The 10972-nt window shown below is 65.5% G+C and carries 11 protein-coding genes; 9 read left to right on the top strand and 2 right to left on the bottom strand.

The features are described 5' to 3' along the window. Nucleotides 1-112: 112 nt before the first annotated feature. Nucleotides 113-613, bottom strand: coding sequence for an EVE domain-containing protein (locus ISO4_RS14700; RefSeq protein WP_142949296.1), 501 nt, complete (start codon nt 611-613; stop codon nt 113-115). 189 nt (nt 614-802) lie between these two features. Between ISO4_RS14700 and prmB the strand changes: the two genes are divergently transcribed. From prmB to ISO4_RS14685, 3 genes are read left to right on the top strand one after another with little or no spacing between them, the layout of a single operon-like run. Continuing rightward, complete coding sequence (prmB, locus tag ISO4_RS14695; protein ID WP_323745390.1) at nt 803-1732, top strand: 50S ribosomal protein L3 N(5)-glutamine methyltransferase; 930 nt, start codon at nt 803-805, stop codon at nt 1730-1732. A 16-nt stretch (nt 1733-1748) separates the two neighbouring features. Continuing rightward, nucleotides 1749-2846, top strand: coding sequence for a chorismate synthase (gene aroC, locus ISO4_RS14690; RefSeq protein WP_194856699.1), 1098 nt, complete (start codon nt 1749-1751; stop codon nt 2844-2846). Between the two features lie 14 nt (nt 2847-2860). Then, nucleotides 2861-3997: an MFS transporter gene (locus tag ISO4_RS14685; protein WP_194856698.1), complete on the top strand. Its 1137-nt coding sequence runs from the start codon at nt 2861-2863 to the stop codon at nt 3995-3997. Here the strand turns inward: ISO4_RS14685 and ISO4_RS14680 are convergent. Further along, nucleotides 3981-4850 carry a LysR family transcriptional regulator gene (locus ISO4_RS14680; protein ID WP_194856697.1) on the bottom strand — a complete coding sequence of 290 codons (870 nt, stop codon included), beginning with the start codon at nt 4848-4850 and terminating at the stop codon, nt 3981-3983. The two genes, ISO4_RS14685 and ISO4_RS14680, sit on opposite strands and share 17 nt — an antisense overlap. Nucleotides 4851-4964: 114 nt before the next feature. Here ISO4_RS14680 and leuC point away from each other — a divergent pair, with 114 nt between their 5' ends. The 6 genes from leuC (at nt 4965) to ISO4_RS14650 (ending at nt 10824) form a co-directional block, all read left to right on the top strand. Further along, nucleotides 4965-6395, top strand: coding sequence for a 3-isopropylmalate dehydratase large subunit (gene leuC / locus ISO4_RS14675; protein WP_142949291.1), 1431 nt, complete (start codon nt 4965-4967; stop codon nt 6393-6395). A gap of 10 nt (nt 6396-6405) precedes the next feature. After that, nucleotides 6406-7059: a 3-isopropylmalate dehydratase small subunit gene (gene leuD / locus ISO4_RS14670; protein WP_142949290.1), complete on the top strand. Its 654-nt coding sequence runs from the start codon at nt 6406-6408 to the stop codon at nt 7057-7059. A gap of 14 nt (nt 7060-7073) precedes the next feature. Then, complete coding sequence (locus tag ISO4_RS14665; protein ID WP_142949289.1) at nt 7074-7520, top strand: hypothetical protein; 447 nt, start codon at nt 7074-7076, stop codon at nt 7518-7520. A gap of 31 nt (nt 7521-7551) precedes the next feature. Next, nucleotides 7552-8628, top strand: a complete 1077-nt coding sequence (leuB, locus tag ISO4_RS14660) for a 3-isopropylmalate dehydrogenase (RefSeq protein WP_142949288.1) — start codon at nt 7552-7554, stop codon at nt 8626-8628. Between the two features lie 73 nt (nt 8629-8701). Next, entirely contained in the window at nt 8702-9814 is a 1113-nt protein-coding gene (asd, locus tag ISO4_RS14655; RefSeq protein WP_194856696.1) for an aspartate-semialdehyde dehydrogenase, read from the top strand. Then, entirely contained in the window at nt 9814-10824 is a 1011-nt protein-coding gene (locus tag ISO4_RS14650; RefSeq protein ID WP_142949286.1) for an aspartate-semialdehyde dehydrogenase, read from the top strand. Before asd ends, ISO4_RS14650 begins: the two co-directional genes overlap by 1 nt. The last annotated feature ends 148 nt before the right edge of the window (nt 10825-10972 follow it).

Below are 10972 nucleotides of genomic sequence, written 5' to 3'. Positions count from 1 at the left end.
CCCGATCCCGGTGCGGGCTTTCTGGAGAGAAAGGTCTTTGGGATCCTGCCGGGGCTTCGCCCCTCTCGCGGGCACCGAGACCGAACCGGGCTACGGAGCCATAGCTCGGGCTTTAGGTAAAGGCGGGGATCAGCGGGGAGCGGGCGGCCAGCTCCGGCTCGCAGCGGGCAATGATCTGCTGGTACTGGCGGTCGGTGATGTGCTGGATCGACAGGCGCGGGTGCACCAGCAGCTCCATGTCCGCGAATTCCGGCACTTCGCGCATGTCGGCGAGGCTCAGCGGGGTCTGGTAGAGCGCCACGAAACGCAGGTCGACCTGAAACCAGCGCGGCATGTCCTCGCTGCTGCGCGCGTCGAAGCCGGGGTGGTCAGGCTTGAACTGGGTGGGATCCGGGTAGGGGCCGGACACCACCTGGGCTTCACCGACAATCGACGGATTGCGTCCGCGGGAATGGTAGATCAGTACCCGGTCGCCGTCCTGGATCTCGTCGCGCAGCCGGTTGCGGGCCTGGTAATTGCGCACGCCGTCCCAACCGGTCATCTGGTCGGGGGCATCACGCAGGTCGCGGATGCTGAAGTCGTTCGGTTCGGTCTTGAAGAGCCAAGTTCGCATGAAAGCCTCGATTGCCTGGAAAGCGCAATTTAACAGGTTTCCCGATAATGTCATCTGTATTTACGTTTCAGTGCCGGAACCAGCATGGCAAGGGCGCATGTCAGTGCTGTGACGATGCCGCCGGCGGCGCGCCGGGCCTCCCCCTGTGGCAGAATGTGGTACTCTTTCGCGCCCGTTTGGAGCCAAGACGTGATTGAACCCCGCGAACAGCAACAGGCCCTGGCCACCCTCAAGACCCCCCGTGATTGTCTGCGTTGGGGGGAATCCGCCCTGCGCCGCGCCGGGGTCTATCTGGGCCACGGCACCGACGACCACGGCGATGAATGCCTGGCGCTGTTGCTGCACGTGCTGGCGCTGCCCCTGGACACCGACCCGCGCATGCTCGACGCGCGGCTGCTGCCGGACGAGGTCGACCGCTATGTGGCGCTGCTGGTTAAGCGCGCCAACGAGCGGGTGCCGGTGCCGTATCTGACCGGGCAGGCCTGGTTCTGCGGGCTGCCGTTTTTCGTCGATGAACGGGTGCTGATACCCCGTTCGCCGCTGGCGGAGCTGATCGAGGCCGGCTTCCAGCCCTGGCTGGCGCCGGAGCGGGTCGGCCGGGTGCTGGATCTGTGCACCGGCAGCGGCTGCATCGCCATCGCCTGCGCCCATGCGCTACCCGACGCGCGGGTGGACGCCAGCGACATCTCCGAACAGGCGTTGGCGGTGTGCCGGCGCAATATCGACGAGCACGGTCTCGCCGACCGGGTCACGGCGGTGCAGGCGGACGGCCTGGAAGGGCTGGACGGCCCCTACGACCTGATTATCTCCAACCCGCCCTACGTGGACGCGGAGGACCTGGCCGCGATGCCCGACGAGTACCGCCACGAGCCGGAACTGGCGCTGGCGTCGGGGCACGACGGCCTGGATTTCACCCGCCGCCTGCTGGCCGGCGCCGCCGAGCGGCTCTCCGAGGACGGCGTGCTGATCGTCGAGGTGGGTAACAGTGACCGGCACATGGCGGCCCTGTGGCCGGACGTGCCGTTCCTGTGGTTTGAATTTGAACGCGGCGGGCATGGCGTTTTCATGCTGGACCGCCGCCAACTGCTAGAATTCCGGGATCGGTTTATCGCCGCCTGAGCGCCTGAGGAGCACTATGTCTGGGAACAGTTTCGGTGAACGCTTTCGCGTCACCACTTTCGGTGAAAGTCACGGCGTCGCGCTGGGCGCGGTGGTGGAAGGCTGCCCGCCGGGTCTGGAGATCAGCGAGGCGGACCTGCAGGGCGAGCTGGACCGCCGCAAGCCGGGCACCAGCCGCTACACCACCCAGCGCAAGGAACCCGACCAGGTGCGCATCCTGTCCGGGGTGTTCGAGGGCAAAACCACCGGCACGGCGATCGGCCTGCTGATCGAGAACACCGATCAGAAGTCCAAGGATTACAGCAACATCGCCGAGACCTTCCGGCCCGGCCACGCGGACTACACCTACACCCAGAAATACGGCTTCCGCGATTACCGCGGCGGGGGGCGTTCCTCGGCCCGCGAGACCGCCATGCGCGTGGCCGCCGGCGCCATCGCCCGCAAGTATCTGGAGCAGCGTGTCGGCGTGCGCATTTACGGTGGCGTCGAGCAGATCGGCACCATCCGCGCCGAGCGGTTCGACTGGCACAGCGTCAACGACAACCCGTTCTTCTTCCCGGACGCGGACAAGGTGCCGGCCCTGGAACAGCTGATCAACGACCTGCGCAAGGACGGCTCGTCCATCGGCGCGCGGGTGACGGTGTTCGCCGAAGGCGTGCCGCCGGGCTGGGGCGAACCGGTGTTCGACCGTCTGGACGCGGATCTGGCCAAGGCGCTGATGTCGATCAACGCGGTCAAAGGCGTGGAGATCGGCGACGGCTTCCAGGTGGTCAACCAGCGCGGCGAGGAACACCGCGACGAGATGACACCCGAGGGCTTCGCCAGCAACCACGCCGGCGGCGTGCTGGGCGGCATCACCTCCGGGCAGGTCGTGCGCGCCAGCATGGCGCTCAAACCCACCTCCAGCATCACCATCCCCGGGCGCAGCATCAATCTGCGCGGCGAGGCCACCGAAGTGGTCACCAAGGGCCGCCATGACCCCTGCGTGGGCGTGCGCGCCACGCCCATCGCCGAAGCCATGCTGGCGCTGGTGCTGATGGACCATTACCTGCGCCATCGCGGCCAGAACGGAGACGTGACGCCGCCGCTGGCGCCGATTCCCGGCGGATTCTGAGCAAGGGGCGCCGTATGCCGTTTTACTGGCGCCTGTCCGGGTTCTATTTCCTCTACTTCGGCCTGCTCGGCACCCTGGTGCCGTACTGGTCGCTGTACCTGAAAGACCTGGGCTTCAGCCCGTTCGCCATCGGCGTGCTGATGGCGGTGCCGCAGATCACCAAGATCGGCGCGCCCAACCTGTGGGGCTGGCTGGCCGACCGCACCGGGGCCCGGCTGCGCATCATCCGCCTGGGCAATCTGGCCGCCGCGCTGGCCTTCCTGCCGGTGTTCTGGGTCGACCAGGTGTGGAGCATGGCGATCCTGCTCGCCACCTTCAGTTTCTTCTGGAACGCGGTGCTGGCCCAGTTCGAGGTGATCACCCTGCGCACGCTCGGCGACCAGGCGCACCGCTACAGCCATGTGCGGCTGTGGGGGTCGCTCGGCTTTATCGGCGCGGTGCTGCTGGTGGGCTGGGCGCTGGATCATCTGCCCATCGATCTGCTGCCCTGGGTGATGTCCGCGCTGCTGTGGCTGCTGTGGCTGACCACGCAATCGCTGCCCTCCGGCGGCGCCGAACAGCCTAGCCCCCGGCCCGGCGGCGTGCGGGCCCTGCTGCGCCGGCGCGACGTGCAGGCGTTCATCCTTGCTTCTTTTCTGATGCAGGCGTCCCACGGGCCGTACTACACCTTCTACAGCATTCACCTGGAAGACCTGGGGTTCCGCAAGTTCACCGTGGGCGTGCTGTGGGCGCTGGGGGTGGCCGCCGAGGTCGGCATCTTCCTGATCATGCACCGGCTGATGCGCCGCTTCGCCCTGGCCCGGGTGCTGTTCGTCAGCCTGCTGCTGGCGGTGCTGCGCTGGCTGATCATCGCGCTTTGCGGCGCCGATCTGTGGTGGCTGGTGCCCGCCCAGCTGCTGCACGCGGCCAGCTACGGCAGCTTCCACGCCGCCAGCATCGCCTGGGTGCAGGACACCTTCGGCGAAGCCCACGCCGGCCAGGGCCAGGCGCTGTACTCCAGCCTCGGCTACGGGGCCGGCTGGGCGCTGGGCGCCGGCCTCAGCGGCCTGTACTGGGCCCGCTGGGGCGCCGACAGCTTTCTGGTGGCGGCCGCCACGGCGGCGGTGGCGGCGCTGGTGGTGTGGCGCTGGCTGCTCAACCGCCGCTGTTGAGAATATCCAGAAAGGCACCGGCGGCGTTGGAGCGGCTGCGGCCCGGGTGGGTGACCACGCCCAGACGGCGCACCGGCAGGGCGGTGTCCACGTTCAGGCGCACCACGCTGTCATCGAGCATGGTTTCCGGCAGCACGCTCCAGCCCAGGCCGATGGACACCATCATATGGATGGTTTCCAGATAGTTGGTGGACATGGAAATGTTCAGGGTCAGCGCCTGTTCCTCGAACAGGCTTTCCACGATGCGCCGGGTGAAGGTCACCGGCGAGGGCAGGATGGCGCTGTAGCCGGTCAGGGTCTCCAGGGTCACGCGGTCGAGACGCGCCAGCGGGTGCTCCGGCGCGGCCATGAACACCAGCGGGTCCTGCCACACCGCCTGGCTGTGCAGGCGCGGGTCCGGCTGCGGGGGCAGGGTGACCACGCCCATCTCCAGGTCGCCGTGCAGCACCGCTTCCCAGGCTTCCTCCGAATCGATGAAATGGATGTCCAGTTTCACGTCCGGGTATTCGCGGGAAAAGCGGCGCAGCACCGGCGGCAGCCGGTGCAGGCCGATATGGTGGCTGGTGCCGATGCGCAGGGTGCCGGACACCGTGCCGGTCAAATTGCTGATCGCCCGGCTCATGTCTTCCAGGTCGAGCAGCACCTGGCGGGCGCGGGGCAGCAGCGCTTCGCCCGCCTCGGTGAGGCGGATGCGCCGGCCCACCCGGTCGAACAGGCGGGTGCCGAGCTGCTGCTCCAGCTGGGCGATGCGTTTGCTCACCGCCGGTTGAGTGAGAAACAGCCGTTCCGCCGCGGTGGAGAAGGAGCCGCTCTCCGCCACCGCCAGGAAGGCGGTCAGGGCCTGGGTGTCCATGGATAGCGCCTCCGGGAATTCAGATAACCTTCTGGAATCCTAAACATAAAAATTATGAATTGGAATTATCGAAAAGCCCTGCGTAAGGTGTGGCTATCAATTGGAGAACAGGTTATGGCAGGCAAGACACTCTACGACAAGTTGTGGGACGCCCACCTCGTGACCGAACGCGAGGACGGCTCCGCGTTGATTTACATTGATCGTCAGATCATCCACGAAGTGACCTCGCCGCAGGCCTTCGAGGGGCTGCGCTTGGCCGGTCGTCAGCCGTGGCGGTCGGGCGCGTCGGTGGCGACCATCGACCACAATGTGCCGACCACGCCGTTCAACAACGCCTCGGACATCGTCGACGACACCTCGCGCATCCAGGTGCAGACGCTGCAGGACAACACCCGCCAGTTCGGCATCACCGAATACGGCATCGGTGATGTGCGCCAGGGTATCGTACACGTGATGGCGCCGGAGCAGGGCGCGGTGTTGCCCGGCATGACGGTGGTCTGCGGCGATTCCCACACCTCCACCAACGGCGCCCTGGGCTGTCTCGCCCACGGCATCGGCACCAGTGAAGTGGAGCATGTGCTCGCCACCCAGACCCTGGTGGCGCAGAAAATGAAGAACATGCAGGTGCGCGTGGAAGGCGAGCTCGGCCCCGGCGTCACCGCCAAGGACGTGGTGTTGCACATCATCGGTGTGATCGGCACCGCCGGTGGCAACGGCCACGCCATCGAGTTCGCCGGCAGCGCGATCCGCTCGCTGAGCCTGGAAGGGCGCATGACGGTGTGCAACATGTCCATCGAAGCGGGCGCCCGCGCCGGCATGGTGGCGGTGGACGACACCACCATCGACTACGTGCGCGGTCGTCCCGGCGCGCCCAAGGGCGCGGACTGGGACAAGGCGGAGGCCTACTGGCGCGGGCTGGTGTCCGACCCGGACGCCGAGTTCGACACCCTGGTGGAAATCGACGCCGCCGACATCCGCCCGCAGGTGTCCTGGGGCACCAGCCCGGAAATGGTGGTGCCGGTGGACGGCGTGTTGCCGGACCCGGCCGACGAAGCCGATGAGGTGAAGCGTTCCGGCATGGAGCGGGCCTACCAGTACATGGGCCTCAAGCCCGGCATCCGCACCAGCGACATCAAGCTGGACCGGGTGTTCATCGGTTCCTGCACCAACTCGCGCATCGAGGACCTGCGCGCCGCCGCCCAGGTGGCCAAGGGCCACAAAAAGGCGGATTCCGTGAAGCAGGTGCTGGTGGTGCCCGGTTCCGGCCTGGTCAAGCAGCAGGCCGAGAAGGAAGGGCTCGACAAAATCTTTATCGAAGCCGGCTTCGAGTGGCGCCAGCCCGGCTGCTCCATGTGTCTGGCCATGAACCCGGACCGCTTGCAGCCCGGCGAGCACTGCGCCTCCACCTCGAACCGCAACTTCGAGGGGCGCCAGGGCAACGGCGGCCGCACCCACCTGGTGAGCCCGGCGATGGCCGCGGCCGCGGCGGTGGCCGGCCATTTCGTGGACATTCGCGATCTCGCCCCGGCGGATCAGACGGCTTAGGAGCGGTACCATGGAAAAGTTCGTGAAATACACCGGTTTGGTGGCGCCGCTTGATCGTGCCAACGTGGACACCGACCAGATCATTCCCAAGCAGTTTCTCAAGTCGATCAAGCGGACCGGCTTCGGCCCCAACCTGTTCGACGAGTGGCGCTACCTGGACGAGGGCTTTCCCGGCCAGGACAACGAAAAGCGCCCGAAAAACCCGGATTTCGTGCTCAACAAGCCGCAGTATCAGGGCGCCAGCGTGTTGCTCACGCGCCGCAACTTCGGCTGCGGTTCAAGCCGCGAGCACGCCCCCTGGGCGCTGATGGATTTCGGCTTCCGGGCGATTATCGCGCCCAGCTATGCGGATATTTTCTACAATAACTGCTTCAAAAACGGCCTGTTGCCGATTGTGTTGCCGGAAGCTACCGTTGATGGGCTTTTTAAAGCCGAAGCGGCAAGCACCGATTTCCAGCTCACCATCGATCTGGCGAATCAGCAGGTGATGACCCCGGATGGCGAGGCCATCGGCTTCGAGATCGACGAATTTCGCAAACACTGCCTGCTCAACGGCCTGGACGAGATCGGCCTGACGCTGCAGCAAAGCGATGCGATTCGTGAATACGAAAGCCGCCGGCTGGCCGCCGAGCCCTGGATTTTCCAGGAGCCGCAAAAACAATAAAACAAGGAGGCATGATGATATTTCGTAGCGCTGGCCTGTTGCTGGTCCTGGCCCTGGCGGTCACCGGCTGTACCCGCACCGCCATGTACCACCCGCCGGGTGACGACGACCCGAGAGCGCGGCTGAGCATCGAAAGCCAGCTGGGCAGTAACGAAGAGAGCAGCGGCTGGCAGATGCCCGGCGCCGGTGAAAGCACCGTGGCGATTTTCAAGGTGGACGGTGAGCGTCTGGCCGAGAAGGGCGGCGAGCAACGCGTCTTCGTGGAGCCCGGCGAGCACAGCGTGGAAATCTTCGCCGACCACCAGGGCTTTTTGCGCTTCGGTACGCTGAGCCATGATTTCGAGCCCGGCCGTGATTACCGGATCCTGGTCGATGAAGGCGAGGGCGACAAGCGCTACAGCGCGGTGCTGGTGCCCCAGGGCAGCGGCGTGATGAACGTCTACGACGAGACCCTGTTCTGAACGGGGTGAACCCAACGTTTAAGGAAAGTGAATGAGCAGTATCCTGGTGTTGCCGGGCGATGGTATCGGCCCGGAAATCGTCGACGAAGCGCTGCGCGTGCTGACGGCGGCGCAGAAACGGTTCGACCTGGACATCCAGCTGGACCACGCCCTGGTGGGCGGCGCCGCCTATGACGCCGAAGGGGACCCGCTGCCCGAGAGTACCCTGGCCAAGGCGCGCGCCGCCGACGCCATCCTGTTCGGCAGCATCGGCGGCCCCAAGTGGGACAATATTGAACGCGACAAGCGTCCCGAGCGCGGCCTGCTGCGCCTGCGCTCATCGCTGGGCCTGTTCGCCAATCTGCGCCCGGCGATTCTGTTTCCGCAACTGGCGGAGGCGTCCAGCCTCAAGCCGGAAGTGGTCTCCGGCCTGGACATTCTGATCGTCCGCGAGCTCACCGGTGGTATCTACTTCGGTCAGCCGCGCGGCATCAAGGAAGAGAACGGCGAGCGTGTCGGCTTCAACACCTATGTGTACTCCGAGTCGGAAATGAAGCGTATCGCCCGGGTCGCCTTCGACCTGGCCATGCAGCGCGGCAAGCGCGTCTGCTCGGTGGACAAGGCCAATGTGCTGGAAGTCACCGAACTGTGGAAAGAAGTGGTCACCGAGGAAGCCAAGGCTTACCCGGAGATCGAGCTCTCCCATATGTACGTGGACAACGCCGCCATGCAGTTGGTGCGCGCGCCCAAACAATTTGATGTGATCGTCACCGGTAATCTGTTCGGTGACATCCTCTCCGATGAAGCCGCCATGCTCACCGGCTCCATCGGCATGCTGCCCTCCGCGTCCCTGGACGAAAACCGCAAAGGTCTCTACGAGCCCTGCCACGGTTCCGCGCCGGACATCGCCGGCCAGGGCATCGCCAACCCGCTCGCCACGATTATGTCGCTGGCCATGTTGATGCGTTACAGCCTGCAGCGCGACGATGTGGCGGACGCCATTGAAGCGGCGGTGGAAAAGGTCCTGGATCAAGGTCTGCGGACCGGCGATATTTACACCGAGGGCACCCGGAAAGTCAGCACCGGGGAAATGGGCTCCGCCGTGGCCGAGGCACTGGCCGGCGTCTGAGCCCCGCTGAAGAGCACAAACGCAGTAATCCATTCATAGAGAAGGGCAACGGCCTTTCAGGAGATTCGTCTCAATGAATAAAGTCGGTTTTATCGGCTGGCGCGGCATGGTCGGTTCCGTATTGATGGACCGCATGCGCGCGGAAAATGATTTCCAGGACATCGAACCGGTGTTCTTTTCCACCTCCCAGGTGGGCCAGCCCGGCCCGGACGTGGGCAAGGACATTCCGCCCCTGGGCGACGCCAAGAGCGTGGACGAACTGAAAGCCCTGGACGTGATCGTCACCTGCCAGGGCGGCGATTACACCAACGAGGTGTACCCCAAGCTCCGCGAAGCCGGCTGGAAAGGCTATTGGATCGACGCCGCCTCGGCGCTGCGCATGTCCGACGACAGCGTCATCGTGCTGGACCCGGTCAACCGCAAGGTGATCGATCAGGCGCTGGACAAAGGCACCCGGGACTTCGTCGGCGGCAACTGCACCGTGAGCCTGATGCTGATGGCCATGGGCGGCCTGTTCAACGCCGACCTGGTGGAGTGGACCAGCGCCCAGACCTACCAGGCCGCGTCCGGCTCCGGCGCCCAGCACATGCGTGAGCTGATCGCCCAGATGGGCGCCATCCACGGCGACGTGACCTCGGAACTGGCCGACCCGGCCAGCGCGATTCTGGACATCGACCGCAAGGTGGCCGCCACCATGCGCGGCGACGGCATGCCCCACGAACACTTCGGCTTCCCGCTGGCCGGTTCGCTGCTGCCGTGGATCGACAAGGAAATGGAAAACGGCCAGAGCAAGGAAGAGTGGAAAGCCCAGGCGGAGACCAACAAGATTCTCGGCCGCGGCGACCACCCGATCCCCCTGGACGGCACCTGCGTGCGCATCGGCGCCATGCGCTGCCACGCCCAGGCGCTTACCGTGAAGCTCAAGAAGGACGTGCCGCTGGATGAGATCTATGATCTGATCGGCCAGGCCAACGATTGGGTGAAAGTGGTGCCCAACGAGAAGGAAGCCACCCTGCGCGACCTCACCCCCACGGCGGTGACCGGCACCCTGACGGTACCCGTCGGGCGCCTGCGCAAACTGAACATGGGCGGTGAATACCTGAACGCCTTCACCGTGGGTGACCAGCTGTTGTGGGGCGCCGCGGAACCGCTGCGCCGCATGCTGCGCATTTTGTTGGAGCACTGATGAGTATTGACCTCGCCCTGGTGGGCGCCACCGGTCTGGTGGGCGAGGCCATTCTCGAACAACTCGCCCATCGGGATCTGCCGGTGGGCGAGTTGTTCGTTCTGGCCTCGGAAAACAGCGAAGGCAAAAGCCTGCGCGTGGGTAAAAAATCCCTGCAGGTACGGAAAGCCGAGGACTTCGATTTCTCACGGGTGCAGCTGGCGGTGTTCGCCGCCGGCGCGGCGGTGTCCCAGGAACTGGCACCGCGCGCCGCCGACGCCGGCGCGCTGGTGCTGGATCTGTCGCCGGCGTTCCGCTATGAGCCCGACGTGCCGTTGCTGGTCGCCGGGGTCAACGACGAACAGCTCGGCGCCGCCCGCGAACGCAACATCGTGGCCGCCGCCGACGCCGCCACGGTGCAGCTGCTGCTGGCGCTGAAACCGCTGATGGCGCTGGGCGATCTGACCCGGGTCACGGTGACGCAGATGCAGAGTGCGTCGTCGTCCGGACGGGTCGGCGTGGAGCGCCTGGCGCGCCAGAGCGCGCGGCTGTTGAACGGCCTGGAGGCCAGCGAAGGGCCGGAGTCCCAGTACGCCTTTAATATGCTGCCGATGGCCGGCCGCCGTCAGGATAACGGCTACACCAGCGAAGAGCTGAAACTTATGCTGGAGGCGCGCCGGGTTCTGGGCCAGCCGCAACTGGCGGTGGACGTAAGCTGTGTCCAGGTGCCGGTGTTCCACGGCCTGTCGCAAACCGTGGTGGTGCAGGGCACCATGCCGATCACCCTGGCGCAGGCCGAAGCCTGCTGGCAGGACGCCCCCGGGCTGCAAATGGACGCCGACGACGAAGCCGACGGCGCCTCCCCGGTACGGCAGATCCGCGCCGACCTGGGCGTGCGAATTGCACGGGTTCGCGAGGACATCGACGGGCAGGGTGATTTAAGCTTCTGGACGGTGGCCGATAATATTAAAACCGGCGCCGCCTACAACGCGGTGCTGCTGGTCGAGAAGTTGCTAAAAGACTATCTGTAATGGATACTTACCGAGATTATGTGACGCAGTTTCTAGGTGTCCGGTGTAATTTCCTGCACAATCACGATAGCGATTCTTGGCATTCAAAGACCGCATCGGGATAATTTTGGCGGCCTGCCGGCTGAGAGGGCGGGGAAAGATAATAAGT

It is taken from the genome of Alloalcanivorax venustensis ISO4 (assembly GCF_015356855.1).
Taxonomy (GTDB): domain Bacteria; phylum Pseudomonadota; class Gammaproteobacteria; order Pseudomonadales; family Alcanivoracaceae; genus Alloalcanivorax; species Alloalcanivorax venustensis.
The sequence above is the reverse complement of the archived record's forward strand: the minus strand, read 5'-3'. Positions and strand labels throughout refer to the sequence as shown.